Annotated in this window: 22 protein-coding genes and 1 riboswitch; of the genes, 2 read left to right on the top strand and 20 right to left on the bottom strand. The window is 72.8% G+C overall.

Annotated elements, in window-relative coordinates; translation table 11 throughout:
* Nucleotides 1-9 precede the first annotated feature (9 nt).
* The 10 genes from prfA to ACIBJC_RS17395 all read right to left on the bottom strand — a co-directional run bounded on the left by prfA (nt 10) and on the right by ACIBJC_RS17395 (nt 12,618).
* Nucleotides 10-1,089 carry a peptide chain release factor 1 gene (gene prfA, locus ACIBJC_RS17440; protein ID WP_399292889.1) on the bottom strand — a complete coding sequence of 360 codons (1,080 nt, stop codon included), beginning with the start codon at nt 1,087-1,089 and terminating at the stop codon, nt 10-12.
* 153 nt (nt 1,090-1,242) lie between these two features.
* Nucleotides 1,243-1,467, bottom strand: a complete 225-nt coding sequence (gene rpmE, locus ACIBJC_RS17435; protein ID WP_365811372.1) for a 50S ribosomal protein L31 — start codon at nt 1,465-1,467, stop codon at nt 1,243-1,245.
* 178 nt (nt 1,468-1,645) lie between these two features.
* Entirely contained in the window at nt 1,646-2,746 is a 1,101-nt protein-coding gene (locus tag ACIBJC_RS17430) for an LCP family protein (RefSeq protein WP_399292887.1), read from the bottom strand.
* A 373-nt stretch (nt 2,747-3,119) separates the two neighbouring features.
* Nucleotides 3,120-5,195, bottom strand: a complete 2,076-nt coding sequence (rho, locus tag ACIBJC_RS17425; RefSeq protein ID WP_399292885.1) for a transcription termination factor Rho — start codon at nt 5,193-5,195, stop codon at nt 3,120-3,122.
* Nucleotides 5,196-5,617: 422 nt separating this feature from the next.
* Nucleotides 5,618-6,535: a homoserine kinase gene (thrB, locus tag ACIBJC_RS17420; RefSeq protein WP_399292883.1), complete on the bottom strand. Its 918-nt coding sequence runs from the start codon at nt 6,533-6,535 to the stop codon at nt 5,618-5,620.
* Between the two features lie 354 nt (nt 6,536-6,889).
* The gene (gene thrC, locus ACIBJC_RS17415; RefSeq protein WP_399292881.1) at nt 6,890-7,987 is read right to left on the bottom strand and encodes a threonine synthase; all 1,098 of its coding nucleotides are present in this window, start codon (nt 7,985-7,987) and stop codon (nt 6,890-6,892) included.
* Nucleotides 7,988-7,994: 7 nt separating this feature from the next.
* Nucleotides 7,995-9,296 carry a homoserine dehydrogenase gene (locus ACIBJC_RS17410; RefSeq protein ID WP_399292879.1) on the bottom strand — a complete coding sequence of 434 codons (1,302 nt, stop codon included), beginning with the start codon at nt 9,294-9,296 and terminating at the stop codon, nt 7,995-7,997.
* A gap of 127 nt (nt 9,297-9,423) precedes the next feature.
* Nucleotides 9,424-10,818: a diaminopimelate decarboxylase gene (lysA, locus tag ACIBJC_RS17405; protein ID WP_399292877.1), complete on the bottom strand. Its 1,395-nt coding sequence runs from the start codon at nt 10,816-10,818 to the stop codon at nt 9,424-9,426.
* A gap of 58 nt (nt 10,819-10,876) precedes the next feature.
* A complete protein-coding gene (gene nrtL / locus ACIBJC_RS17400; protein ID WP_399292875.1) occupies nt 10,877-12,127 on the bottom strand; it encodes an ArgS-related anticodon-binding protein NrtL in 1,251 nt (416 codons plus the stop codon).
* Between the two features lie 56 nt (nt 12,128-12,183).
* On the bottom strand, nt 12,184-12,618 hold the full coding sequence (locus tag ACIBJC_RS17395; RefSeq protein WP_399292873.1) for a response regulator: 435 nt from the start codon (nt 12,616-12,618) through the stop codon (nt 12,184-12,186).
* Between the two features lie 144 nt (nt 12,619-12,762).
* On the opposite strand from ACIBJC_RS17395, the gene ACIBJC_RS17390 reads away from it, so the two are divergent.
* A complete protein-coding gene (locus ACIBJC_RS17390) occupies nt 12,763-13,161 on the top strand; it encodes a hypothetical protein (RefSeq protein WP_399292871.1) in 399 nt (132 codons plus the stop codon).
* A 39-nt stretch (nt 13,162-13,200) separates the two neighbouring features.
* Here ACIBJC_RS17390 and ACIBJC_RS17385 read toward each other — a convergent pair whose 3' ends face one another.
* The 7 genes from ACIBJC_RS17385 to ACIBJC_RS17355 all read right to left on the bottom strand — a co-directional run bounded on the left by ACIBJC_RS17385 (nt 13,201) and on the right by ACIBJC_RS17355 (nt 21,709).
* Entirely contained in the window at nt 13,201-14,481 is a 1,281-nt protein-coding gene (locus ACIBJC_RS17385) for an MDR family MFS transporter (RefSeq protein ID WP_399292869.1), read from the bottom strand.
* Nucleotides 14,481-16,295: an ABC transporter permease subunit gene (locus ACIBJC_RS17380; protein WP_399292867.1), complete on the bottom strand. Its 1,815-nt coding sequence runs from the start codon at nt 16,293-16,295 to the stop codon at nt 14,481-14,483. The genes ACIBJC_RS17385 and ACIBJC_RS17380 overlap by 1 nt, the downstream gene beginning before the upstream one ends.
* A 14-nt stretch (nt 16,296-16,309) precedes the next feature.
* Nucleotides 16,310-17,908, bottom strand: a complete 1,599-nt coding sequence (locus ACIBJC_RS17375; protein ID WP_399292866.1) for an ABC transporter substrate-binding protein — start codon at nt 17,906-17,908, stop codon at nt 16,310-16,312.
* Between the two features lie 114 nt (nt 17,909-18,022).
* Nucleotides 18,023-18,598, bottom strand: a complete 576-nt coding sequence (locus ACIBJC_RS17370) for a GNAT family N-acetyltransferase (RefSeq protein WP_399292864.1) — start codon at nt 18,596-18,598, stop codon at nt 18,023-18,025.
* Nucleotides 18,599-18,699: 101 nt separating this feature from the next.
* Complete coding sequence (locus ACIBJC_RS17365; RefSeq protein ID WP_399292862.1) at nt 18,700-19,512, bottom strand: ABC transporter ATP-binding protein; 813 nt, start codon at nt 19,510-19,512, stop codon at nt 18,700-18,702.
* On the bottom strand, nt 19,509-20,630 hold the full coding sequence (locus ACIBJC_RS17360; RefSeq protein ID WP_399292860.1) for a FecCD family ABC transporter permease: 1,122 nt from the start codon (nt 20,628-20,630) through the stop codon (nt 19,509-19,511). The genes ACIBJC_RS17365 and ACIBJC_RS17360 overlap by 4 nt, the downstream gene beginning before the upstream one ends.
* A complete protein-coding gene (locus ACIBJC_RS17355; protein ID WP_399292858.1) occupies nt 20,627-21,709 on the bottom strand; it encodes an ABC transporter substrate-binding protein in 1,083 nt (360 codons plus the stop codon). Before ACIBJC_RS17355 ends, ACIBJC_RS17360 begins: the two co-directional genes overlap by 4 nt.
* 67 nt (nt 21,710-21,776) lie before the next feature.
* Nucleotides 21,777-21,959: riboswitch (cobalamin riboswitch) on the bottom strand.
* A gap of 78 nt (nt 21,960-22,037) precedes the next feature.
* Between ACIBJC_RS17355 and ACIBJC_RS17350 the strand changes: the two genes are divergently transcribed.
* On the top strand, nt 22,038-22,694 hold the full coding sequence (locus tag ACIBJC_RS17350) for a DNA-binding response regulator (protein ID WP_399292856.1): 657 nt from the start codon (nt 22,038-22,040) through the stop codon (nt 22,692-22,694).
* Here the strand turns inward: ACIBJC_RS17350 and ACIBJC_RS17345 are convergent.
* From ACIBJC_RS17345 to ACIBJC_RS17335, 3 genes are all read right to left on the bottom strand, one after another.
* Nucleotides 22,661-23,986, bottom strand: coding sequence for a hypothetical protein (locus ACIBJC_RS17345; RefSeq protein ID WP_399292854.1), 1,326 nt, complete (start codon nt 23,984-23,986; stop codon nt 22,661-22,663). The two genes, ACIBJC_RS17350 and ACIBJC_RS17345, sit on opposite strands and share 34 nt — an antisense overlap.
* Nucleotides 23,979-25,289 carry a sensor histidine kinase gene (locus ACIBJC_RS17340; protein WP_399292852.1) on the bottom strand — a complete coding sequence of 437 codons (1,311 nt, stop codon included), beginning with the start codon at nt 25,287-25,289 and terminating at the stop codon, nt 23,979-23,981. The genes ACIBJC_RS17345 and ACIBJC_RS17340 overlap by 8 nt, the downstream gene beginning before the upstream one ends.
* 119 nt (nt 25,290-25,408) lie before the next feature.
* Nucleotides 25,409-25,915, bottom strand: coding sequence for a hypothetical protein (locus tag ACIBJC_RS17335; RefSeq protein ID WP_399292850.1), 507 nt, complete (start codon nt 25,913-25,915; stop codon nt 25,409-25,411).
* Between the last annotated feature and the right edge of the window lie 64 nt (nt 25,916-25,979).

Raw genomic sequence — 25,979 nt, 5'->3', positions numbered from 1 at the left:
CAGATCTTTTTACTGGGCGGCTGCTAGCTTCGCGGCGGAGTCGGCGTCCACACATGCCTGGATCACGGCGTCCAGGTCCCCGTCGAGCACCTGGTCCAAGTTGTACGCCTTGAAACCGACACGGTGGTCCGAGATCCGGTTTTCCGGGAAGTTGTACGTACGGATCTTCTCGGACCGGTCGACGGTACGGACCTGGCTGCGCCGGGCGTCCGCCGCGTTCTTCTCGGCCTCCTCCTGGGCCGCGGCGAGCAGCCGCGACCGCAGGATACGCAGGGCCTGCTCCTTGTTCTGGAGCTGGCTCTTCTCGTTCTGGCAGGAGGCGACGACTCCGGTCGGCAGGTGGGTGATGCGTACGGCGGAGTCGGTGGTGTTGACGGACTGGCCACCGGGGCCCGAGGAGCGGTAGACGTCGATACGGAGATCGTTGGCGTGGATCTCGACGTCGACCTCCTCGGCCTCGGGCGTGACGAGCACACCGGCGGCCGAGGTGTGGATACGCCCCTGCGACTCGGTGGAGGGCACGCGCTGCACGCGGTGCACGCCGCCCTCGTACTTCAGCCGCGCCCAGACGCCCTGTCCCGGCACGGTGGCGCCGTTGCCGCCCTTGGTCTTGACGGCGACCTGGACGTCCTTGTAGCCGCCCAGCTCGGACTCGGTGGCGTCGATGATCTCGGTCTTCCAGCCGACGCGCTCCGCGTACCGCAGGTACATGCGCAGGAGGTCGCCGGCGAAGAGCGCGGACTCGTCGCCGCCCGCTCCTGCCTTGACCTCCAGGATGACGTCCTTGTCGTCGCTGGGGTCGCGCGGCACGAGGAGCAGACGGAGCTTCTCGGTCAGCTCGTCGCGCTGCTTCTCCAGGGCCTTGGCCTCGGCGGCGAAGTCGGGGTCGTCGGCCGCGAACTCACGGGCGGTGGTGATGTCCTCGCCGGTCTGCTTCCAGGAGCGGTACGTCGCGACGATCGGGGTCAGCTCGGCGTAACGCTTGTTGAGCTTGCGCGCGTTGGCCTGGTCGGCGTGGACCGACGGGTCGGCGAGCTGCTTCTCCAGACCGGCGTGTTCGCCGATCAGTTCCTCGACCGCCTCGAACATTCGGGGGCTCCGTGTTTCTCGCGTGACGCGCGTAAAGAAGGTGCTGCCGTGCGGAAGTGCTGCCTGAAGGGCACGGCAGTGCTGCGGGACGCCAAAGCGCCGGTCCCGGCGCCCCGCGGGAACGGGGCGCCGAGGACCGGCGCAGGTGGCTCGCTACTTCTTGGCGGAGCCGGCGGCCTTGCCGAAGCGGGCCTCGAAGCGGGCCACACGGCCACCGGTGTCGAGGATCTTCTGCTTGCCCGTGTAGAACGGGTGGCACTCGGAGCACAGGTCGGCACGGATCGTGCCCGACTCGATGGTGCTGCGGGTGGTGAACGACGCACCGCAGGTGCAACTGACCTGGGTCTCGACGTACGCGGGGTGGATGTCGCGCTTCAAGGGGTTCTCCTAGTTTCGGGAGGGCGCCGGGTCGTACGCGCTGATTGCGTGGACGTGAACCGGGGCCGACGTACCAGTCTGCCAGGACCGGCCGTATCTCCCAAAACCGGGGGGCGGCCGGAAGTATTCCGGGGGGCTTACCGGGGCCCGGACGAGCCCCGGTAAGCCCCCGCACGCGTCAACCGCTGTTGACCACGCTGTGGGCCGAGCCCTTGTCGCCCGCCGAGTCCCTGGTGGCGGAGGCGGGAATCGGCTTGTCCTGCTTGAGGGCCGTCCAGACCTGCCGGCCGGCGGCAGGCAGGGGCAGGACGCGGTTCGGGTCCTGCGGGTCGTACCGGACCGGGAGCGTGACCATGTGGACGTCCTGGGCGCCGAGCTCCTTGAGGCCGCCGGCGAATCCGACCAGCTTGTTGACCGTGTCGAGCTGGGAGTCCGGGGTGATCGCGCGGGTGGCGGTGTCCGCCAGGTCGTAGAGCCTCTTCGGGTTGCTGAACACGCCGACGCTCTTGACCCGCTCGATCAGCGCCTTGATGAAGGACTGCTGGAGCTGTATGCGGCCGAGGTCGCTGCCGTCGCCGACGCTGTGGCGGGTCCGTACGAGACCGAGGGACTGCTCCCCGTTCAGGGTGTGCGTGCCGGGGGCGAGCTTGAGGTGGCTCTTGGGGTCGTCGATGTTCTGCGTGGTGGTGATCTTCACCCCGCCGAGGGTGTCGATGAGCTTCTTGAAGCCGGTGAAGTCGACCTCGATGTAGTGGTCCATCCGCAGACCGGACATCTGCTCGACGGTCTTGACCGCGCAGGCGGGGCCGCCGACCTCGTACGCCGTGTTGAACATGACGAGGCGCTGGCCTCCGACGGCGGCGCCGTCGGAGTCGGTGCAGGCGGGGCGGTCGATCAGGGTGTCCCTCGGTACGGAGACCACGCTGGCCTTCTTGTGGCCCTTGTAGAGGTGGACGACCATCGCGGTGTCCGAGCGGGCGCCGCCGCCGTCGCGGCCGTACTCGGCGTTCGCGCCGGAGCGGGAGTCCGAGCCGAGGACGAGGATGTTCTGGGAACCGTCGCCGGAGTCGGCGGGGCGGTCGCCGCCGAGCTGGGCGTTGATGTCGACGCCCTTGAGGTTGCCGTTGAGCTTGAAGTAGACGTAGCCGGCCCCTGAGCCGCCGATGAGGACCAGGGCCGCCGCGGACCACGCGGCGACGACGGTGGCGCGGCGGCGCCCGCCCGTCTTCCTGCGGCGTTTGCCGCTGCCCCGTATTCGGCTGCTGATCCCGTCGCCCATGGTCTCCCTCTGTCCGTCGTGCGGGCCCCGCTACCTCCTGCCGTGATGACGAGGCGCACTTTGTCGCCACTTGTACAGACAGTGAAGCACCAAGAAGGGTTGCACAGCATGCGGGGGAGATGTCCGGACGGCGGTGCGTGCGGGTGACGGACCCGCTCCTGGCCCGCTGCGGCGCCGCGCCCGCCGCAGCGCCCTTCACCTGCGCTTTCGGCCTGCGGAAGGCTCCACCGTACGTCCAGGGGCCCGCGTGGGGGGTGTGGGATTACTCTCCGGGGGCTTCGGGGGGCCGCGCCAAGGGCCGATACGCCGCGAACCGCCCCGTCACCTGGGGTGACGGGGCGGTTCGTGTGGTGCGGGACGGTTCGGGGTCCGGTCAGTCGTTGCCGTTGGAACCCGGGGTCGTCTTCTGGATCTGGAGCAGGAACTCCGCGTTGGACTTGGTCTTCTTCATCTTGTCCAGGAGCAGCTCGATCGCCTGCTGCTGGTCGAGCGCGTGCAGCACCCGGCGCAGCTTCCAGACGACGGCCAGTTCCTCGCCGCCGAGCAGGATCTCTTCCTTACGGGTGGAGGACGCGTCCACGTCGACCGCCGGGAAGATGCGCTTGTCGGAGAGCTTCCGGTCGAGCTTGAGCTCCATGTTGCCGGTGCCCTTGAACTCCTCGAAGATCACCTCGTCCATGCGCGAGCCGGTCTCGACGAGCGCGGTGGCCAGGATGGTCAGCGAGCCGCCGTCCTCGATGTTGCGCGCCGCGCCGAAGAAGCGCTTCGGCGGGTAGAGCGCGGTCGAGTCGACACCACCGGACAGGATGCGTCCGGAGGCGGGCGCCGCGAGGTTGTAGGCACGGCCCAGACGGGTGATGGAGTCCAGCAGGACGACCACGTCGTGGCCCAGCTCCACGAGGCGCTTGGCGCGCTCGATGGCCAGTTCGGCGACGGTGGTGTGGTCCTCGGCCGGACGGTCGAAGGTCGAGGAGATGACCTCGCCCTTGACCGACCGCTGCATGTCGGTGACCTCTTCGGGCCGCTCGTCTACGAGGACGACCATCAGGTGGCACTCGGGGCTGTTGACCGTGATCGCGTTGGCGATGGCCTGGAGGATCATGGTCTTGCCGGTCTTCGGCGGGGCCACGATCAGACCGCGCTGGCCCTTGCCGATCGGTGCGACGAGGTCGATGATCCGCGTCGTCAGCACGCCCGGGTCGGTCTCCAGACGGAGCCGGTCCTGCGGGTAGAGCGGGGTCAGCTTCTGGAACTCCGGTCGGCCGCGGCCGGATTCGGCCCCCATGCCGTTGGCGGAGTCGAGGCGCACGAGCGCGTTGAACTTCTCGCGGCGCTCGCCGTCCTTGGGCTGACGGACGGCTCCGGTGACGTGGTCGCCCTTGCGCAGGCCGTTCTTGCGGACCTGGGCGAGCGAGACGTACACGTCGTTGGGGCCCGGCAGGTAGCCGGAGGTCCTGATGAACGCGTAGTTGTCGAGGATGTCGAGGATGCCCGCGACGGGGATCAGCACATCGTCGTCGGCGACCTGCGGCTCACCGGGGCCGAACTCGTCGCGTCCGCGGCGGCCACGGCGGTCGCGGTAGCGTCCGCGCCGGCCGCGCCGGCCGCCGGCCTCGTCGTCGAAGTCGTCCTGGGGGCCGTTGTTCTGGGGGCCCTGGTTCTGGCTCTGGCCGCCGCCGCCGCGGTTGTCGCGGTCGCCCCGGCCGCTCTGCTGCTGGCGGTTGCCGCCGCCCTGCTGCTGGCCGCCCTGCTGGTCGTCGCCCTTGCCGCGGCGGTCGCGCTGCCGGTCGCGGCGTCCGTCGCGGTCACGGTCGCCGCGCTCACCGCGCTGGCCGCGGTCCTGGCGGTCGCCGCGCCGGCCGTCGCCGTCGCCCTGGGAGCCGGAGCCGCCGGAGGCCGCCTCGGTCTTCTCCTCGACCTTGACGTCGGACGGGGCGTCGGCCGCGGCCTCCGCCTTGGTGTCGGGGCTGCCGGCCTGTGCGGTGGCCCTGCGGCGGCGGCGCTCGCCCGTGGGCTGGTCGTCGCTGGCGGGCTGGCCGGGGATGTCGATCTGCTGCTGGGCCGCGGCCTGCTCGGCCTGGCCCGCCTTGTTGACGTTCTCCTCGGCCGCCGGGGCGGCGTCGCCCGTACGGGCCTTGGAGGTCGCCCGGCGCTTGGGCTTGGTCTCTGCGTCGGCGCTGCCGTTGGCACCGGCGGCCTTGGCCGCGGAGCCGCCTCCGGCCTGCGCTTCCTTGATGACCTCGATCAACTGGCTCTTGCGCATCCGCGCGGTGCCCCTGATGCCGAGGCCCGACGCGACCTGCTGCAACTCGGCCAGGACCATGCCGTCAAGGCCGGTGCCGGAGCGGCGGCGCCGTGCGGTGGTGCCAGTGGCAGCACCTTCGGCGGGCGCGGTGGTGTCGACACTGCTGTCGGCAGTCACGCCCATCAGATCGGTGGTGTCGCTCACGAAGGGTCCTTCCCTGGAGCGGACGTCGGCCTTCTGGCTCGGCGACCGGTTGTGCTGCCGGCTGCGGTCCCATCGTGTGGACCGGGCCGGGGCGGTGGTCCCGCCGGGTATACGGCGGAGAAATCTGCAAACGTGCATACAAGCGATGGGTCCGGCCCGAGGTCCCCCTGCTCGGCCCACCGCTGGGAAAAACGGGGGGTGTCGTGCCGGTTCCGGTGCGTGCTCAAAACTGCTCAGGCAGGCTGCTCAGGCAGTTGGGGAGGCTCCCGGAAGAAGGGCGGTCCCGATGTGGGACACGAAGCACCGCGCCTGAAAGACGTCGGTTGCAGACTTGAGGTTAACACTACCGGCTCCAACAAACATTCCCCCTCTCCCTCACCGGCAATCTCCTGTGGCTGTTCTTGCCAAGAGCTCTGCGAGCCCTACGAGCCGAGCGGCAGAACGCTCGCCCCCGCGGCGTCGAGGGAGAGCCGGTTGGCCGCCCATCCCTCGCCCGCCAGCCGTGCGACCTTGTCGGCCGCACCGTCCTCGACCAGCGCGAGCACCGTGGGGCCCGCGCCGGACACAACTGCTGGGACGCCGTCCGCGCGCAGCCGGTTGACCAGAGCGATGCTCTCGGGCATCGCGGGGGCCCGGTAGTCCTGGTGGAGGCGGTCCTCCGTGGCGGGCAGCAGCAGCTCGGGGCGCCGGGTCATGGCCTCGACGAGGAGGGCCGCACGACCGGCGTTGGCCGCCGCGTCCACATGGGGGACCGTACGCGGCAGGAGGCCGCGGGCCGTCTCCGTCAGGACCGCCTTGGCGGGTACGAAAACCACCGGAACGATGGAACCGACCGGGTCCATCCTGATGGCGCGGGCCGCTCCCCCGTCCATCCAGGCGAGCGTGAAGCCGCCGAGCAGGCAGGCGGCGACATTGTCCGGGTGGCCCTCGATCTCGGTCGCCAGCTCCAGCAGCGCCGCGTCGTCGAGCCGGGCGTCCCCGCCTATGGTGACGGCGCGGGCGGCGACGATCCCGGCGCAGATCGCGGCCGACGAGGAGCCCAGGCCACGGCCGTGCGGGATGCGGTTGGCGCAGACGACCTCCAGGCCGCGCGGCTGTCCGCCGAGCAGGTCGAAGGCGGTACGGAGGGACCGTACGAGCAGATGGTTCTCGTCGCGGGGAAGCGTCTCGGCGCCCTCACCCGCGATGTCGACGTGCAGCCCCGAGTCGGCGACGCGGACCACCACGTCGTCGTAGAGCCCCAGCGACAGGCCCAGGGCGTCGAAGCCAGGGCCGAGGTTGGCGCTGGTGGCGGGGGTGCGCACCCGTACGGCGGCGGCGCGGAACGCGGGACCGGCCATCGCTCTGACGACTCTCCTTGTGACTGCGGTACTGGGTTACCTGGCTTGCTGGGGTTACGTCGAACTTGCGTGGCTGCGAGGGGTTCCGGGTGGTGCGGGAGGAGGTTTCGAGAAGGCCGTACGGAACGCCCGGGGCCACGGCGGCGGCAACACCACGGCATATGCGGCGGGGCGGATTGGGTACAGCTTATCGAAGGATGGATCCGTGGCGACATAGGGCGCACAGGAGGCGCACGATGCGTGTCGCGTGCCTGCCTGTGCGCCTATGTCGGTCATGCGTAGAGGGCACCCCCCGGAGCCGCCGGCCGGGCGGCGCGTCCGGGCGGGGAGGGCCGGGGAGGGCCGGGGAGGGCGTCAGACGAGGCCGAGGCGGGCCGCCGCGGCGACCGCGTCGACCGGCACGGTGACCGGCTGCGGAGCCCCGGCGACGGCCCAGTCGGGGTCCTTGAGGCCGTTCCCGGTGACCGTGCAGACGATGCGCTGGCCGGGGTCGACCTTGCCCTCGTCCGCGGCCTTGAGCAGACCGGCGACGGAGGCGGCCGAGGCGGGCTCGACGAAGACGCCCTCCTGGGAGGCCAACAGCCGGTAGGCGGCCAGGATCTGACGGTCCGTCACCTCGTCGATGAAGCCGCCGGACTCGTCGCGGGCGTCCAGCGCGTACTGCCAGGAGGCCGGGTTGCCGATCCGGATCGCGGTGGCGACGGTGTGCGGGTCCTTGACGATCTCGCCGCGCACGATCGGCGCGGAACCGGACGCCTGGAAGCCCCACATGCGCGGCGTGCGCCCCGCGACGCCGTCGGCGGCGTACTCGGTGTAGCCCTTCCAGTAGGCCGTGATGTTTCCGGCGTTCCCGACGGGCAGTACATGGATGTCCGGGGCGTCGCCGAGCGCGTCCACGATCTCGAACGCGGCGGTCTTCTGGCCCTGGATACGGACCGGGTTGACCGAATTGACCAGCGCCACCGGGTAGTTGTCGGAGAGCGAGCGGGCCAGCGTCAGACAGTCGTCGAAGTTCCCCTCGACCTGGAGGATCTTCGCGCCGTGGACCAGCGCCTGCCCCATCTTGCCGATGGCGATCTTGCCCTGGGGCACCAGTACGGCGCAGACCATCCCGGCCCGTACGGCGTAGGCGGCGGCCGAGGCCGAGGTGTTGCCGGTGGAGGCGCAGATGACCGCCTGGGCGCCCTCCTCCTTGGCCCGGGTGATGGCCATGGTCATCCCGCGGTCCTTGAAGGACCCGGTGGGGTTCGCGCCCTCGACCTTGAGATGTACCTCACAGCCCGTACGCTCGGAGAGCACCTGCGCCGGAACGAGCGGCGTACCACCCTCGCGGAGGGTGACGACCGGCGTCTTCTCCGTCACCGGGAGGCGGTGCCGGTACTCCTCGATGATGCCGCGCCACTGGTGGGCGCCCTCACGGCTGCCATTGCTGGTCAGGCCATTGCTGGTCATGGGTCCCTTACTCCCCTTCAACACGCATGATGCTGGCGACACCGCGCACGGTGTCGAGCTTGCGCAGCGCCGCGACGGTCCCCGAGAGGGCCGCGTCGGCCGCGCGGTGGGTGACGACGACGAGGGCGGCCTCGCCCGCACCGTCAGGTCGGCCCTTCTGGCGGACCGTGTCGATGGACACGCCGTGCTCGGCGAAGACCGTCGCGACCTGGGCGAGCACACCCGGTTTGTCGGCCACGTCGAGACTGATGTGGTAGCGCGTCACCACGTCGCCCATGGGGCTGACGGGAAGCTGGGTGTACGCGGACTCGCCGGGGCCGGTGGCTCCGGCGAGCTTGTTGCGGCACACGGCGACGAGGTCGCCGAGGACGGCGGAGGCGGTCGGTGAGCCGCCCGCGCCGGGGCCGTAGAACATGAGCTGCCCGGCCGCCTCGGCCTCGATGAAGACCGCGTTGTACGCCTCGCGCACGGAGGCGAGCGGGTGGCTGAGCGGGATCATCGCCGGGTGGACGCGGGCGGTGACGGAGCGGCCGTCGGCGGCGCGCTCGCAGATCGCGAGGAGCTTGACCGTACAGCCCATGCGCTTGGCGGAGGCGAGATCGGCGGAGGTGACCTCCGTGATGCCCTCGCGGTGCACGTCGTCGAGGCGTACGCGGGTGTGGAAGGCGATCCCGGCGAGGATGGCGGCCTTGGCGGCGGCGTCGAAGCCCTCGACGTCGGCGGTCGGGTCGGCCTCGGCGTACCCGAGGGCGGTGGCCTCGTCGAGCGCCTCGGAGTAGCCGGAGCCCGCGCTGTCCATCCGGTCGAGGATGAAGTTGGTCGTGCCGTTGACGATGCCGAGGACGCGGTTGACCTTGTCCCCCGCCAGCGACTCGCGGAGCGGCCTGACCAGCGGGATGGCGCCCGCGACGGCCGCCTCGAAGTACAGGTCGCGGCCGTTGCGGGCGGCGGCGTCGTAGAGCGTCGTGCCGTCCTCGGCGAGCAGCGCCTTGTTGGCGGAGACGACGGAGGCGCCGTGCTCGAAGGCGGTGGTGATGAGCGTACGGGCGGGCTCGATGCCGCCGATCACCTCGACCACCACGTCGATGTCACCCCGTTTGACCAGGGCGGTCGCATCGGTGGTGACGAGGGACGGGTCGATGCCCGCGCGCATTTTGGCGGGGCGCCGGACGGCGACCCCGGCCAGCTCCACCGGGGCCCCGATCCGCGCGGCGAGGTCGTCGGCGTGCGTCGTCATGATGCGCGCCACCTCTGAGCCGACCACACCACAGCCCAGCAGCGCCACCTTCAGCGGACGCGTACGCATCATCCGACCTACGCCTTTCATCCAGTCCATCGAGCGCGACCGCCGAAATCGGGCGGAAGCGTGATTGCCAACCAGTCTCACTCAACGGACGGGAGTTTCTGCCCCTCGTCCAGATTGCGAGACATGTATTTCAGTGACCGACATCGAGACGCAACAGATCTTCCTCCGTCTCGCGCCGGACGATCACCCGGGCCTCGCCGTCCCTGACGGCGACGACGGGCGGCCGGAGCGCGTGGTTGTAGTTGCTCGCCATCGAGCGGCAGTACGCGCCGGTGGCGGGCACCGCGAGCAGGTCGCCGGGGGCCAGGTCGGCGGGGAGGAACGCGTCCCGTACGACGATGTCGCCGCTCTCGCAGTGCTTGCCGACGACGCGGGTCAGCATCGCCTCGGCGTCGGAGGCGCGGGAGACCAGCGCCACGCTGTACTCGGCGTCGTAGAGCGCCGTACGGATGTTGTCGGACATGCCACCGTCCACACTGACATAGGTGCGGAGCCCGTCGAGCGGCTTGATCGTGCCGACCTCGTACAGCGTGAAGGCCGTCGGGCCCACGATGGCGCGTCCCGGTTCGACGGAGATACGCGGCGTACGGAGCCCGGCGGACTCGCACTCGCGGGTGACGATGTCGCTGAGCGCCTTGGCGATGTCGTGCGGCTCGCGCGGGTCGTCCTCGGAGGTGTACGCGATGCCGAGGCCGCCGCCGAGGTCGATCTCGGGCAGTTCCACGCCGTGCTCGTCGCGCACCTCGGCGAGGAGCTGGACGACGCGGCGGGCGGAGACCTCGAAGCCGGCCATGTCGAAGATCTGCGAGCCGATGTGCGAGTGGATGCCGATCAGTTCGAGGCCGTCGAGCTTGAGGGCCCTGCGGACGGCCTCGGCGGCCTGTCCGCCGGCCAGGGCGATCCCGAACTTCTGGTCCTCGTGCGCGGTGGCGATGAACTCGTGCGTGTGCGCCTCCACGCCGACCGTGACCCGGATCTGCACGGGCTGGCGCTTGCCGAGGCGCTGCGCGATGTGGGCGACCCGCACGATCTCCTGGAAGGAGTCGAGGACGATGCGGCCGACCCCGGCGGTGACGGCGCGCTCGATCTCCTCGGTGGACTTGTTGTTCCCGTGGAAGGCGATGCGCTCGGCGGGCATCCCGGCGGACAGGGCGGTGGCCAGCTCGCCGCCGGAGCACACGTCGAGGTTGAGCCCCTCCTCGTGCAGCCAGCGCACGACGGCGCGGGAGAGGAACGCCTTGCCGGCGTAGAAGACGTCCGCGTCCTTGCCGAAGGCGTCGGCCCAGGCGCGGCAGCGGGCGCGGAAGTCGGCCTCGTCGAGGAAGTACGCCGGGGTGCCGAACTCCTCGGCCAGCTTGGTCACTTCGATCCCCGCGAGGGTCACCACGCCGTCCTCCTCGCGGCGTACCGTACGCGACCAGACCTTCTCGTCCAGGGCGTTGAGGTCGGCGGCGGGGGCGCTGTAGTGGCCCTCGGTGAGTACGTCGGCGTGGCGGGGGCCTGCGGGGTGTGCGGAACGGCTCATGTGCGTGGCTCTCTTGGCTTCTTCTCAGAGGTGTGCGGAACGTTCACGGATGCCCCGTTCACAGGTGCTCCGGGGCATCGACGCCGAGCAGGGACAGGCCACCGGCCAGCACCGTCCCGGTGGCTTCGGCGAGCGCGAGCCGGGACCGGTGGGCGGCCGAGGGTTTCTCGTCGCCGAGGGGCAGCGGGTGGCAGGTCTCCTGGAAGCGCAGGAACGCGTCCGCGGTGTGTTCGAGGTGGCGGGCGAGCCGGTCGGGGGCGCGCAGCCGGGCGGCGGCCTCAAGGACGGCGGGGTGGTCGCCGAGGAGGGTGAGCAGGGCGGCGGCGGAGTCCTCGGGGATCGTCCCGCCGATCTGCGCCGGGGTGTCGGTCCGCGCCGGGGTGTCGGTCTCCGCCGGGGCGAGGGAGAGCCGCGCGGCGCCGCGCGCGGTGGCGCGCGTGCGGGCGTACGCGTAGCGCACGAGGAAGAGGCCGTTGCTCTCGCGCTGGACGAGCAGCGTGCGGGCGGCCTCGCCGTCGGTGTACGGCCGGTCGTGCGCGGCGGGCCGCAGCAGCGCCCAGCGGGCGGCGTCGGGCCCGAGCCGGGCGTCCAGCTCGTCGGCGGTGGTGGGCGCGGGCACGGGGACCGGCCGCAGCACCTCGGCGGCGCCGGGGACGACGGCTGCCTCGGCGCCCTGGGTACGGAGCAGCGTCACGACCGTACGGGTCCACAGTGCGGCCCGTGGCTCCTCGGCGGGTGCTGGATGAGTCATTCCGAAGTAGCGTCGTCCGCCCCTTGGGGCGGGCGGGGAGGTGTCAGGTGCGTGCAGCCGCAAGGCGGAGGAGGGAAGCGACGCGGAGCGTCGTTGACCGACGACAACGCCGCGGATGTGCGTGCATGGCACCTCCCCGCAGACGGGACTTCGGAATGACTCATCCAGGGCGACGGTGGTCCCGGCGAGGGCGTCGCCGTGTCCGTAGCGCGTCCCGGTGCGCCGGATGGTGCGGAGCAGGGCGGCGCGGGCGTCCGCGCGGCTGCCGGAGGCCAGGGTGAAGTTCAGGAAGCCGGGTCCGGTGATCTCGACGTGGGCGATGCCGGATCCGGGTGAGGTGCGCAGCAGGACGGTGCGCAGGATCTCGGCGACCTCGCGGGGCGGGCGTCCGGCGGGGCCCGCGAGCCGGAGCGCGACGTTGGTGGCGTAGTCCCCCCGGCCGCCGGGGCGGGGCCGGTCGACGGCGACCCGTTCGGGCACGGGCCCCGGCAGTGCGTCGTCCTCGACCGCGCGGCACACGGCGTGCAGCACGGTTCGGGAAAGCTCTGCGGGGGTCACGGGGTCCAGCGTAGGCGAGAGTGGGGGGCTGCCCGCCAACCGGTTTCGCGATGCGGTCAGCCGAGGGTGCGGCCCACGTGCCCGGCGCCGTGTCTGCCGTCCAGGGGCGGCGGCCCCTCCTGGTGGCGCAGTCGGCGTACGAGGCGGACGAGGTCGGCCGGTTCGAAGGGCTTGGCGAGGAAGTCGTCCACGCCGGCGGCGCTGCCGGTGTCCGTCTCGTACTGGGTGCAGGCGCTGACGATCGCGATGGGCACCCTGCTGGTACGGGGGTCGGCGCGCAGCCGGGCGGCGGTGCGCAGGCCGTCGAGGCGCGGCATGACCACATCGAGGGTGATGACGTCGGGGGCGACTTCGTGGACCACGTCCAGGCATTCGGCACCGTCGGCCGCGGTCACGACCTCGAAGCCCTCAAGTTCGAGATTGACCCTGATCAGTTGCCTGATGACCCTGTTGTCGTCGACAACGAGCACCCGGCCGGACGCTCCAGACACAACTTGAGAGTAGGTCCGAAGCCGGTGCCGCGTCCGGGTTTTGCCGACTTTCACACCGTCCCGCGCCCGTCCTCCGCCCGCCTCGCGCACGCGCCGCGGGGTGAACGGCGGTCAACCCGCGTACGCCCCCATAGAGTCTGGTCCATGGAGCAGAACGAAGTCGTCCTCAGGGCCATCGGCATTCTCACGCAGTCCGCGGAGTGGATCCGCACGGCCGACCGTGACGCGGAACCGGGCCCGGCGGCCGGTGCGGAGCCGGCGGCGGGCGCGGACTCCGGCGGCGACACCGGGGCGGGGCAGATCGGCTCGCTGCTCGCCGAGGTCTTCCCGTCCTTCACGGTCTCCTCGGAGGCCACCCCGCTGGAGGCGGCGCACTCGGTGACGGAGGCGGCGCTGCCCCCGATCATGCAGCTCATCGGGGCGTTCACCTTCGTCTTCACGGAGCTGGCCCGGGTCCATGACGCGGGGCGTACGGACATCACGTCGGAGGAGCTGCTGCGCGAGCTGGCGCTGCGGATGTCCCAGCCGAACGACGAGGACTAGCGACGGAGACTGGCCGACGCGGCCTGGCGACGCGGGCGCCTACGGCTTCCCGGCGCGGGGGAGCAGCGCCACCGCCGCCAGCGGGATCGCGGCGAGGACCAGCCACGGCACCGCCACCGGCAGGCCCGCGTCGAGGAGGGAGCCCGTCGCCGCGCTGCCCACCAGGACGATCAGGCCGGAGACGGACGACAGCGCGCCGACGTAGAGGCCCAGCCGGCCGGGGGCGGCGAGGTCGGGGACCCAGGCGCGGGCGGCCGGGGCTATCAGCATCTGGCCGACGGTGAGCAGGGCCACGAAGCCCGCGACGGGCGCCAGTCCCCCGGTGCCCGTCAGGCCGGCCGGACGGGCCGCCGCCACGACGGCGAAGCCGGCCGCCAGCAGGACCAGGCCCGCCGCCATGGAGCGGCGCGCGTCGAGCCGGTCGGCGGCCCAGCGGGTGACGGGGAGCTGCGCGGTGACGACGAGCAGCGAGGAGAGCGCGAAGAGCCAGGCCAGCGGCGCCTGGGAGCCCGCCGCGCGCTCCACCTCGGCCGGGACGGCCAGGTAGAGCTGGTTGTACGCGAGGAGGTACGTCCCGTACGCCAGGCAGAGCGCGAGGAAGCGCCGGTTGCCGAGCAGGCCCCGTACGCCGCCGGGGCCCCTGGTGGGTGTGCGGCCCGGTATGTGCTGCGGCAGCAGCCACCAGTGGCCCGCGAGGACGAGCAGGAAGATCACGGATCCGGCGAGGCAGACCGTACGGAAGTCCGCTTCCAGCAGCAGCGCGCCGAGCAGCGGTCCGACGAAGGCGCCCGCCTGTCCGGCCATGGTGAACAGCGCCAGCACTCCGGTACGGGGGCCGCCGCCCGCGTCCTCCCTGGCCACGGCCTGGCGGGCCACCTCGGACTCGACGGCGGGCGAGAACAGGGCGGCGGCGAAGCCGACGAGCAGGACGGCGCCGATGACGGACCAGGACCGTTCGGCGAGGCCGAGCCAGGTAAAACCGGCGATGCGCAGGACGCACCCGGCCAGCACCACGGGCCGTACGCCGTACCGGTCGGCCAGGGCGCCGCCGACCACGAACAGCCCCTGCTGGCTGAAGGTCCGCAGCCCCAGGACCAGGCCGACGAGCCAGCCCGCCATGCCGAGGGCTCCGCCGAGGTGGTCGGAGAGGAAGGGGAGGACGGCGAAGAAGCCGACGTTGAAGGCGAGTTGCGTGAGGATCAGCAGGCGGAGCAGCGGGGTGAGTCCGCGCCACAGGCCAAGGCCCGACCGGTGGGGTTCGGGGGCGGGCCCGGGGCCGGGTATCGGCCCGGGGCCGGGGTGTGCCTCTGCCTCGGTCATCAGGCTTCCTCCGGGGCTGCGATCACGTAGGCGTCGGTCCTGGCGGCCCCGGTCGTCCTGGAGCCGCGCCGCCGGCCCCGTATCCCGCCCGCCGCCGACACCGCGAGCGCGCCCAGCAGGGCCAGCACGGCGGCGGGGGCGAACACCGCCCAGGGCGCGCGCTCCGCGTACGGCAGGTTCTCGGCGAGGAGCAGGCCCCACTCGGGGGACGGCGGCTGCGCGCCGAGCCCGAGGAAGCCCAGCGAGGCCAGGGCTAGCGCGACCGCGGGCAGCCGGACCAGCGCGTGGCGGGCCACCGGCGGTACGACGGCGGGCAGCAGCTCGCGGCGGAGCAGGTGGAGCGGGCCAGCGCCGAGCGCGCGGGTGGCGGCCAGGTGCGTGGTGGCGCGTTCCTGGAGGAGCAGCGCGGAGGCGTGCGCGGCCAGCGGCGCCCAGGCGACGGCGGCCACCGCGAGCGCCGGGGTGGCCGGGCCGCTGCCCGCGACCCCGGCGACGAGGAGTCCGGCGAGGACGGGCGGCACGGCGTTGACGGTGTCGACGGCCGCCCCCGACACCTTCGGTACGAGCCCGAGCAGCACGCCGAGGAGGAGCGCCGCCGCGCTGACCGCCAGCGCGAGCGCGAGGGTGGTGAGCGCGCCGTGTCCGATCCGGGCCAGGACGTCGCGGCCGAGGGCGTCCGTACCGAACGGATGCGCCCAGGACGGCGCCTGGAGCCGGGCGACGGTGTCCAGGCGCAGCGGGTCGCGGGTGAGCCCGGCCCCGATGACGCCGAGCAGGAGCGCGCCGTACACCAGGGGCAGGGTGCGGCCCGCCGGGGGCGTGGGCCGGTGCGTGGACTGGAGCGCGCCGTCCCGCAGCGCGGGGCCGATCATGAGGTGCGCCGCGGTGCGCGCGAGGCCACCTGCGGCGGCGGCGAGCAGGAGCAGGGCGAGGGTGCCCGCCTGGAGTACGGGCAGGTCCTGGGCGATCGCGGCTTCCAGGGTGAGCCGGCCGAGTCCCGGGATGTCGAAGATCTGCTCCACGGCGACCGAGCCGCCGGTGAGGCCGACGACGAACAGGCCCAGGTTGGGCAGGAGTCCGGGGAGGCAGCGGCGCAGCGCCTGCCGGGCGATCCGGTGGCCCGGGATGCCGCGCGCCGCCGCCGCGCGCGCCCACGGTTCGGTGAAGGCGCCGGGCAGCGCGTCGTCCAGCATCCGGCCGAGCAGCGCCCCGGCGGGCAGGCCGAGGGCGAGCGCGGGCAGCACCAGCCACGGGGGTCCGTACCAGCCGAGCGCGGGGAGCCAGCCGAGCTGTACGCCGACCACGGTGGCCAGGACGGACGCCGTCAGGAACTCGGGCAGCGCGGCGAGCATCGCCGCAGCTCCCCCGGCGCGCGGGCGGCCGGTCCGGCCCCGCGCGCCGCGCCGGAGCGTACGGGCGCACACGGCGCCGGCGGTGGCGACGGCGACCGCCATCGCGGTGGCCATCAGCAGCAGGGAGGCGCCCATCGCCTGGCCGACGGCGGGCAGGACGGCGGATCCGGAGATCCAGGACTCGCCCGCGTCGCCGCGCGTCAGCCCGCCGAGCCACTGGCCGAGGAGGTGGCCGGGGCCGGCGCCGAGGCCGAGTTGGTCCCGTACGGCGTCGAGGGCCTCGGGGGTGGGGTCGCGCTCCGCGGAGCGCGCCTTGAGCACGGTCAGCGCGGGGTCGGTGCGCGAGAGCCAGGGCAGCAGGCCGATGGCGCAGAGCAGGGCGCCCGCGAGGGCGGCGCGCCAGAGGAGGGTGAGGCCGGGGGGCGTGGTGAAGGGCGCGCGTCCGGCCGGGGGGCGGTTCATACCGGTCCGTCCGCTCAGCGCCGGGTGCCGGGGGCGACGACGGCGCGCTCGTACGGGTCGAGGAGCACGCCCCGTACGGCGGTGGCGACGCCGAGGACATTGCGCTGGTGGACGAGCGGGACGACCGCGTCCGTACCGAGGATCCTCGCCTCGGCGGCCATCACGGCCCGGCGCCGCTCCTCGGGGTCGGCGACCGCGTCGGCAGCGGTGACGGCCCGGTCCACGGCCCGGTCGCAGAGCAGCGCCAGGTTGTAGGTGCCGTCGCAGGTGTAGTCGGAAGCGAGGACGGAGACGGGGTCGCCGGTGTCGAGCATGGTGTTGCGGGCGCCGACGAACGCGTCGAACTTCCCGGCCAGCGCGTCGCTCTCGATCCGCGAGGACTCCCGCACGGTCAGCTTGACGGTGAAGCCGGCCTTCTCCAACTGCTGCTGGAGGACCTGGGCGACCTCGGGCAGCTCGGGCCGGTTGTCGTACGTGGCGAGGGTGACGGTGGTGCCCTTGACCGCCGCGACGGAGGCGGGCTCGGCGCGTCCGGTGGGCTGCTTGCGCAGGCCGGCCGCCCAGTTCAGGGCGGGTCCGAAGACGCCCTGGCCGGGGTCGGCGTACCCCTCGTAGACGTTCTTGGCGAGGACGGAGGTGTCGACGGCCTGCCGGGCGGCGGCCCGTACCTTCGGGTCGGCGAAGACGCCGGTGCGGGTGTTGAGGAAGAGGCTGGTGGTGCGGGCGGTGGGCACTTCGCGGGCGACGCCCTTCGGGAGGGAGGCGGCCTGCGAGACCGGTACGGCCTCGGCGATGTCCTCCTCACCGGTGCGCAGCGCGTTGGCGCGTGCGGTGCCGTCGGCGATGAACTTGGCGTCGATGCCGGACGCCTGGGCCCGGCCGCCCCAGTAGTCGTCGAAGCGGTCGAGGGTGGCGGAGGCGGAGCCGTTGACCTTGGTGAGGGTGAACGGGCCTGTGGCATGGCCGACCGGGTCGGGGGCGCTCCCCTTCCCGGCCTGCTTCTTCCCGGTCCCTTCCGCCTTCCCGGCCGTCTCCGCCTGCTTCCCGTCCGCCTGCTTCCCGTACGCCTTCGGGGAGAGGACGGCCAGGCTCGGTCCGGCCAGCCGCAGCGGCAGTACGGGGTCGGCGGTCGCGGTGGTGACGCGGACCGTACGGTCGCCGGAGGCCCGGGCGGTGAGCTTCACGCCCGCGAGCGCGGTGGGCAGGGGGGTGGCTTCCGTGGCGTGGGTGAGGGCGGCGGCGACCGCGTCGGCGGTGACGGGCGCCCCGTCCTGGAAGGTCGCGTCGCGCAGGGTGAAGAGCCAACTGCGGCCGTTCTCGCGGTGCCAGGACTCGGCGAGGGCGGGCGAGGCCGCGCCGTTGCCGTCCAGCCTGGTCAGCCCCTCGGTGACGCCGAGCCGGCTGAGGAGGGTGGCGTCGGCGCCGTACGGGGAGAGGTTCTCGGACGGCGGGAAGGCCAGGGCGATCCGCAGCCGCGCGCCGTCGGACGAGCCGCCGGAGCCCGGCGCGCCGGTGGAGCCGCCGTCGGCGGCGAAGCAGCCGGTGAGCAGCGGGGCGAGCAGGGGTACGAGCAGCAGACCGGTGACCGGACGGCGGCGGTGGGCAGGGCGCATGGTCCTCGTTCTCTACGCGATGAGCAGCTTTGTGCGGGCCCTTCGGGACAGGGCGAACGAAAGATTACATGACAATCGTTTTCACCAGGGGCGGGCGGTCGCGAGGGCTCCGCGTCAGACCATGGGGACTTCGAAGTGAACGACGCTCCCCGTGCCACCGGGGGCGCCGGGGACCCCCTCCGCACCCTCCCGCTCGTCGCACACCACTTTCCCGAGCGACCGCCAGAACGGCTCGGCGCCGGTGACCGCCGGATCGGTGTGCAGATAGACCGAGGAGTAGCCGCCGTCCGCCGCGGCGAAGTCCAGCAGCTCGCGCACGAGCGCGCGGGCGAGCCCCTGGCGGCGGTGGGCGGGACGTACGTACACCCGGCGGAGCTGAGCGGTCTCCCCGGAGGGGTAACGCTCCGCGAGCCAGCGGGGGTTGGGCGGATGCGCCGGACCCCGGGAGTCGAGGGCCGCGGTGGCGACGACCGTCCCCGCACCGCCTCCCCCCTCACTACCGCTCTCTTCCACGGCGACCAGCAGGGTGTGGCGCGCGGGGGTGAGGTAGGCGGCCTCTATGTCGATGATGTCGCCGTGCCAGCGCGGCACATACCCCGAACGGAAGTCGTGGTAAACGGTGTCGAGCATCACCACGCGGGCGGCGTCGGCGTCCTCGGGGGTCGCGGTTCGAATGCGGTAGTTCGGCACTTGCGCATCATATGCAATAAGCCTGGCCGGACCGTCACCCGGGCACGGGGCCCTCAGATGCGGGGCCCTTCAGCCGCGGGGTGCCTCAGTCGCGGGGGGCTTCAGTCCCGCGGCACCGTACCGAGGAACCGCACATGGGGGCGGCCCCCGGCGGCGTCCCGGGTGACCGCCGCCCGTACGCGGTAGACGTCCGCGATCAGTTCCTCGGTGATGACATCGCCCGGGGCGCCGCCCGCCACCGCGCGGCCCTCGCGCAGGACCACCACCTCGTCGCAGTACATCGCGGCGAGGTTCAGGTCGTGCAGGGCGATGACGGTGGTGACCGGGAGCGTGGCGACCAGGTTCAGCAGCTCCAGTTGGTGCTGGATGTCGAGGTGGTTGGTCGGCTCGTCCAGGAGCAGTTCGCGGGGGTCCTGGGCGAGGGCGCGGGCGATCTGGACACGCTGGCGCTCGCCGCCCGACAGGGTGTGCCAGGACTGCTCGGCGCGCTCCGTCAGTCCGCTGCGCTCCAGGGCCGTCCGTACGGCGGTGTCGTCCTCGGCGGACGGCGCCGACCAGGCCCGGCGGTGCGGGACGCGGCCGAGCCGTACGACCTCGCGGACGCTCAGCTCGACCTGCGTGTCGGTCTGCTGCTCGACCACGGCGACCCGGCGCGCGACCGCGCGGCGGCCCACCTCGCCCAGCGTCCTGCCGTCCAGGGTGACGACGCCGGCGGTGGGGGCGAGGACACCGGAGAGCAGCCGCAGCAGGGTGGACTTGCCCGAGCCGTTCGGGCCCAGCAGCCCCACCGTGGAACCGGCCGCGGGCGCGAGGGAGACCCCGTCGAGGATGAGGCGGCCCCCGGCGGTACGGGAGACCCGGTCGGCGCGGAGGCCCGGTGGCGCGGTCGTCGTCATCGGGTCGGTCGTCGTCATCCTGTCCTCCGGGTGCGATGGAGGACCAGGACGAACGCCGGTACCCCGATGAGCGACGTCACCACGCCGACCGGTACCTCCTGCGGGTCGAGCACCGTACGGGCCAGGGTGTCGACCCACACCAGGAAGACCGCCCCGGCCAGCGCGGTGACCGGCAGCAGCCGGCTGTGCCCCGGGCCGACCAGGGCGCGGGCGGCGTGCGGCAGGACGAGCCCGACGAAGCCGATCGCGCCCGCCGAGGAGACCAGCGCGGCCGTCAGCAGCGCGGTGACGCAGAGCAGCACGAGGCGCGTACGGGCCACGGAGACGCCGAGGTGTCCTGCCGCGTCCTGCCCGAAGGCGAACGCGTCGAGCGTGCGCGCGTACCCGCCGCACACCACCAGCGCCACCACGAGGACGGCGCCGCAGACCTGGACGTCGGTCCAGCCGGCGCCGCTGAGCGAGCCGAGCAGCCAGAACAGCACCCCGCGGGTGGTCTCCGCGTCGGCGGCCGTCATCACGACGAAGGAGGTGAGGGCGGAGAAGAGCTGCATCGCGGCGACCCCGGAGAGCACCACCCGGTCCGTCGTCCCGCCGAGCGTGTGACTGAGCACCAGCACCATCGCGAACGAGCACAGCGCGCCGAGGAACGCCCCGCCCGAGATGGACAGCGCCCCTCCCCCGGCCCCGAGCACGACCACCAGGACCGCGCCGGTGGACGCCCCCGAGGAGACGCCGAGGACGAAGGGGTCGGCGAGCGGGTTGCGCAGCAGGGACTGCATGATCGCGCCGCACACCGCGAGCCCGGCGCCGCACACGGCGGCGAGCAGGGTACGTGGCAGCCGCAGGTTCCAGACGATGCCGTCGCGGATCGGGGTGAGGTGCGACTCCCCCCAGCCGAGATGCGCGGCGACGACCGACCAGACGTCGCCGACGCGGATGTCCGCGGGCCCGATGGTGATCGCCACGGCGACGGAGAGCGCGAGCAGGGCGAGGGCGCAGGCCCAGCCCACGGGGCGGGCCCAGGCCGCCGCCCGGACCCGGCGGAACCGGCCGGCGGGGGGCGGGGCCGCGCTCTCCGTCGCGGCGGACGTGCGCGACGCCTGTTCCGTGGTCGTGGGCCGCTCCGTGGTCGTCACGCGGCGGGCGCGTACGCGCGCAGCGCCGCCGCCACCCGCTCGACGCCCTCCACGGTGCGGATGCTCGGGTTCATCGCCTGGCCGCTGAGCCGGACGTACCGCTGGTGCTTCACCGCGTCCATGTTCCTGGTGACCAAGTTGGTCTCCAGGAACTCGATCTTCTTCGCCGCCGTCTCGGCCGTCTCCGACCTGCGCGAGAGATCACCGATGACGAGGAAGTCGGGGTCGCGGTCGGCGACCGTCTCCCAGTTGATCTGGGGCCACTCGTCATGGGTGGAGTCGAAGACGTTCTTCGCGCCGACGGCGTTCGTGATGATGCCGGGCGCGCCGCAGCAGCCGCCCATGTAGGGGGCCTCGGAGTTGGCGAACCAGTAGAGGAAGGTGGTGTCCTTCGCCTTCTTCGCGTCGATCCCGGCGACCGCCTCGCTCATCCGGCCCTTCAGCTCGGCGATGAGCCGGTCGCCACGGTCCTCGACGTCGAACACCGTGGCCAGATCGCGGATCTCGCCGTAGATGTCCTCCATCGTCAGCGGTGTCGCGCGCGATCCGTCGGTGTCGCCGCTGTTGTCCTTGGCGCAGTCGGACGGGGAGACGTACGTCGGCACGCCCAGCTTCTCGAACTGCGCGCGCGTGGCCACGCCGCCCCTGCCCAGGGTGGATTCGAAGGAGGAGGCGACGAAGTCGGGCTCGGCGTCCAGGACCTTCTCGAAGGAGGGGTTGTTGTCCGCCAGCCGCTCGACCTTGGCGTTCTCCTTCTCCAGGCTCTTCGGCAGCGGGTCGGTCCAGGTGGCGGTGCCGGCCATCCGGTCGCCGAGGCCGAGGGAGAGCATGACCTCCGTGGTGCCCTGGTTGAGCGAGACGGCGTGCTCGGGCGGAGCGTCGATCCGTACCTTCTGACCGCAGTTGGTGACGGTACGGGGGTAACCGGCGGCCTTGCCGGAACCGGAACCGGCCCCTGAGTCCGACCCGGAAGCGCCGTCCTGAGCGGTGCTCGTTCCCCCTCCGCCGCAGCCGGTCAGCAGCAAGGTGCCCGCGGCGAGGACAAGAGCGGTACGGCGGGCAAGGCGTGCGATCGGCACGGAGTCGTTCCTCTGCGTCGAGGGCCCATGCGCGGAGCCCGGTCGTACGGTGCTCCCCCGCCACGGGACGCGGACGGAGGCCGCCAGCAGGTCTTCGGACTCGGGGTCATCCGGACGGAAGCGCCTTCCCGGACTGCCGTCCAGTGGCCGATGCCCCGCCCGTCGCCCTCACCGCTGCGCGTCAGCTCCGGATTCGCACCGGATTCCCTGACCCACGTACATGGGTTCGACTGGCCTCGGCAAGCTATCACAGGCGATTTTCCGCCCCACTGCGGCACTTTCCGGCGCTTTCCGCCCTGCGGCGCTCCGGGGCGGCGGACAATGGGGCATGCCGGAAACCGCGCCCGTGAGCGTCGCCCTGATCGACGACCATCCCGTGGTCCTCGCGGGCATCGAGTCCTGGTACGCGGCGTCGGAGCGGCCGATCGCGGTGACCGCCAAGGGGCCCGATCTGTCGGTGGCGACGAGCGGTCCCGGCCGGGACGCGGATGTGGTGGTGCTCGACCTCCAGCTCGCCCACGGGGTGCCCGCCTACCCCGAGCTGCGGCAACTCGTCGCCCGGGAGCGGCAGGTGATCGTCTACACCATGCAGGACAGCCAGGAGACCGCCCTGACCTGCCTGGACCTGGGTGCGTTCACCTACCTCACCAAGGCCGAGGGGGAACGGCACCTCATGGCGGCGACCCTCGCCGCGGCCGACTGCCGCCCGTACACACCGCCCGCGCTGGCCGGGGCGTTCGGCAGCGACGCGCGCAAGGGGCGGCCCGCGCTGACCCCGCGCGAGGTGGAGGTGCTGCTGGAGTGGTTCCAGTCGGAGTCCAAGGCGATGGTCGGGGCGAGCCTGGGGCTCTCGGTCCGTACGGTGAACACCTATCTGGAGCGGGTACGGATCAAGTACGCCAACGCGGGCCGGCCCGCGACGACCAAGGCGAACCTGGTCGCGCGGGCCATTCAGGACGGGCTGACATCGCTGGACGAGCTGTGACCCCGGCCGGCCGGGACAGCGGCGAGCGCGTCCTCCGCGCCGGCCGCCACGCCGTCTGCCGTGCCATCCTCCGTGCCGTCCGCCGGGGCCGTACTCCCCGCCGGGGCGTCGAGGGTGCAGGACGCCTCCACCAGCAGCAGCCCCTCGCTGCGTACGGTACGGACCCGCACCCCGCGCTCGGCGAACTCCGGGATCTCCGCCAGCGCCGAGGCCGGGCCGTCCGTCACCACGCTCACCCGCACCAGGCCGCCGCCGCGCACGACCGTGGCGCGGGCGCTGTGCTCGGCGGTCGCGAGCGCGGCGAGCACCGGCTCGGTGAGCGCGCGGCGCAGCCGCCGGTCCACCGGGGCCGAGGCCCCGCGTACAGCGAGCTGTACGTCGACACCGTGGCGTTCGGCGACGTCGATACCGGCCCGTAGTTCGTGGAGCAGCGGATCGTGCGCGTGGTCGCGCTCCGCGAAGAGCCGCCGCAGCCGGGCGGCCTCGACGGCGGAGCGGCGCCGTACGGTCCCCTCGCCGGGACGGAGCGAGCCGTCGGCGAGCCCGGTCAGCAACGGCAGGACGGAGCGGCCGAGTTCGGCGTAGCGGGCCCGCTGGTCGGCGTGGACCTGGGCGGCGACGGCCGCCTCCGTACGTACGCGCTCCTGTTCGCGTCCCGTGGCGCTCGCGGCGGCGGCGCACTCCCCGAGCGACCGGGCGAGCATCGCGGCGGCGACCTGGAAGGTGCAGATGGCCAGGGCGCTGACGGCCATGCCGGAGGCGGCCTGCCGGGTCGGCACCCCGGCGAGCAGCAACTGCCCCAGCGTGAGGGCGAGATGACCGCCGATGAAGACGAGCGTCGGCCCCAGTCCGGCGTCGAAGAGCAGCAGCACCCCGAACCAGCCGATCTCCAGGAACGTCCAGTGCGGGATCCCGATGAAGTCCTCCACGGGCAGCCGGCTGGTGGCGACGGTCGACGCGACGAGGGCGCAGGTCAGGCCGAGCACCACCCAGGGGCGCGGCCGGCCGCGCCCGTCGGCGCCGAGCAGCGCGTCCACCATGATGAGAAGGGTCAGCAGGGTGAACGCGAAGAGCTGCACCCAGGGCTGGTCGTAGTCGCGCAGGCTGGTGAGCAGCGCGGGCAGGGCGAGTCCGAGGTGCACGGCGGTGAGGATGAACAGCCCGGCGACGCGCAGCCCGGCGCGCATGTCGCGGGCGATCCGGTCGGTCAGCGGATCGCCGCCGATGCCGCCGATGCCGTCGATGCCGTCGGCGTTGTCCCCGATCGAGGAACGTGACTGTGGATCAGACACGGGGCCACTCCAGCCGTACGGTCGTACCCTCGCCGGGGCGGGAGGCGATCGTGGCCCGGCCTCCCGCCGACTCCATCCGTTCGACGATCGAGCGGGCCAGCCCCCGGCGGTGCGCCGGTACGCGCGCCCGGTCGAAGCCGGTGCCCTCGTCGCGGACGACGACGGTGACGGTGTCGCCGTCCCTGGCCGCCGTGACCGTCGCGGAGCCGGTGCCCGCGTGCCGGTCCACGTTGCGCAGGGCCTCCCCCAGCGCGCCGCGCAGGGCGACGGCGGCGGAGCGCGTGACCGGGCCCAGGGAGCCGGGCGTACGGTCGAACGCGGTGCGTACGGAGAGCGGGTGGCCGTCGAGTTCCGCGAGCAGTTCCCAGGTCAGGTCGGTCAGGCCCGTCTCGTAGGCCTCGTACGACTCGTGCGACCCGTGCGACCCGTGCGACTCCGGGGTGTGTGCGGGCGCGCGCTCCGCCGCGAGTCTGCGCAGGTCCTTGCCCGCCTGTGTGCGGACCACGCCCGGGTCGAGGGAGCCGCCGTGCGCCGAGACCATCAGCAGGGTGGCGCAGGCGGTGTCGTGCAGCGTGGCGAGGTGTTCCCGCTCGGCGGACCGCTGGGCCTGCGCGACATCGTGCCGCCGCCGGGCCTCGGCGGCCCGCGCGCCCGCCGCGTCGGCGGCCCTGCTGCCGCGCAGGACGAGCCGGTACATCCCCTGGCAGAGCAGGGTCTGGACGAAGAGCCAGCCCACGTTGGGCAGCGCGTACGTCCAGCCGTCGGGGCGGTCGAGCACCGCGCCGGCCAGATCGACGGCGGCGAGCAGGGCGGCCACCGGCAGTGCGAGCCGCGCCGGGTGCGTGAGCTGGTAGGCGACGGCGACGATGCTGACGACGACCAGCACCCAGGTACTGCCGTACTGGGTCTGGGAGGCCGGAATGGTCAGCGCCTGGGTGAGGCAGAGCGCGGTCAGCACCGCGAGGTCGGCGACGAGGGTCCGGCGCGGATGACGGCCCGCCCGTGCGAGCCGGTAGTGCAGCAGGCTCCAGACGATGACCCCGGCGGAGACGGCCGAGGCGGCGGGCATGGCGTCGACCGGCATGGCCGGTACGGCGAGCAGGGCACCGGAGCAGACCACGACGACGCGGATCCGGTGGGCGTACCGGAACGCGAAGGCGACGAATTCGCGTTCGGCCGGGCCGGGGGCGCGCGGATCCGGCGGGGGCTTTGGGGCCTGTTGACGCCGGTGCTTCTCCGGAAGGCTCCCTAAGGGGCTGGTGTTCTTCTCATGCTTCCCACGCTTCTCATTCGCCTCATGCACCACTCGGCGCCTCACCCGTCACATTTTCCCGTGCCGATTGTCGGTCGATTGACCGTCACACGTCGGGGGCGTCCGGCGATAGCGTTTCTCCGGTCAGGGTCCTGACGTTTCGACCGCTCTCAGGGGGGAGCGGTCATTGTGGCCGCACGCACCCCTGCCTCATGGGGGTGGGCAGGGGTACGTGCGGGATTACCCTCAGGCGCCCGTACGCGTTTCCGTACGAGTTCCGTACGCGTTTCCGTACGGGCGCGGTTCGGGCAGGCGTACGGGCTCGGTTCAGGTGTGCGGGCGCCGGTCAGCGGAGGTCCGAGTCCCGCTGCACGGTCAGCGGATCCTCGGGCCTGGCCCGGGTCAGATACTGCGGCACCGGCGCCGCGCTCGCGCCCCGTGTCCCGTACGAGCCCGTAACGCGAGCGCGGCCCGTCCTGCCCGCCGTCCGGCGGGGTGGTGAGATCCGCGGAGACGGCGTCCCAGGACAGGGGCAGGATGTCGAGGTTGTAGTCGGCCTCCGTCTCGTTGAGGTGGAGGGTCACCTCGCAGTCGAGATGGAAGTACTCGTTCTTCCACATCTGCTGCGCGCCGGGCGGCAGGACGATCAGACCGTTCTGGTTCATGGCGATGGCCACGGCCCAGCAGCGGAAGCGGCGGAGGTCGTCCAGGCCGTCCAGCCCCTTTCCGTTCCATCCCCCA

Source organism: Streptomyces sp. NPDC050509 (assembly GCF_044457965.1).
Taxonomy (GTDB): domain Bacteria; phylum Actinomycetota; class Actinomycetes; order Streptomycetales; family Streptomycetaceae; genus Streptomyces.
This window is presented reverse-complemented; position numbering and strand designations above follow the sequence as displayed.

Bases quoted from the DNA above. Each gene is read 5' to 3' on its own strand.
- prfA (WP_399292889.1), bottom strand. From the start codon at position 1,089: ATGTTCGAGGCGGTCGAGGAACTGATCGGCGAACACGCCGGTCTGGAG.
- ACIBJC_RS17430 (WP_399292887.1), bottom strand. From the start codon at position 2,746: ATGGGCGACGGGATCAGCAGCCGAATACGGGGCAGCGGCAAACGCCGC.
- thrB (WP_399292883.1), bottom strand. From the start codon at position 6,535: ATGGCCGGTCCCGCGTTCCGCGCCGCCGCCGTACGGGTGCGCACCCCC.
- thrC (WP_399292881.1), bottom strand. From the start codon at position 7,987: ATGACCAGCAATGGCCTGACCAGCAATGGCAGCCGTGAGGGCGCCCAC.
- ACIBJC_RS17410 (WP_399292879.1), bottom strand. From the start codon at position 9,296: ATGATGCGTACGCGTCCGCTGAAGGTGGCGCTGCTGGGCTGTGGTGTG.
- lysA (WP_399292877.1), bottom strand. From the start codon at position 10,818: ATGAGCCGTTCCGCACACCCCGCAGGCCCCCGCCACGCCGACGTACTC.
- ACIBJC_RS17390 (WP_399292871.1), top strand. From the start codon at position 12,763: ATGGAGCAGAACGAAGTCGTCCTCAGGGCCATCGGCATTCTCACGCAG.
- ACIBJC_RS17385 (WP_399292869.1), bottom strand. From the start codon at position 14,481: ATGACCGAGGCAGAGGCACACCCCGGCCCCGGGCCGATACCCGGCCCC.
- ACIBJC_RS17380 (WP_399292867.1), bottom strand. From the start codon at position 16,295: ATGAACCGCCCCCCGGCCGGACGCGCGCCCTTCACCACGCCCCCCGGC.
- ACIBJC_RS17375 (WP_399292866.1), bottom strand. From the start codon at position 17,908: ATGCGCCCTGCCCACCGCCGCCGTCCGGTCACCGGTCTGCTGCTCGTA.
- ACIBJC_RS17365 (WP_399292862.1), bottom strand. From the start codon at position 19,512: ATGACGACGACCGACCCGATGACGACGACCGCGCCACCGGGCCTCCGC.
- ACIBJC_RS17350 (WP_399292856.1), top strand. From the start codon at position 22,038: ATGCCGGAAACCGCGCCCGTGAGCGTCGCCCTGATCGACGACCATCCC.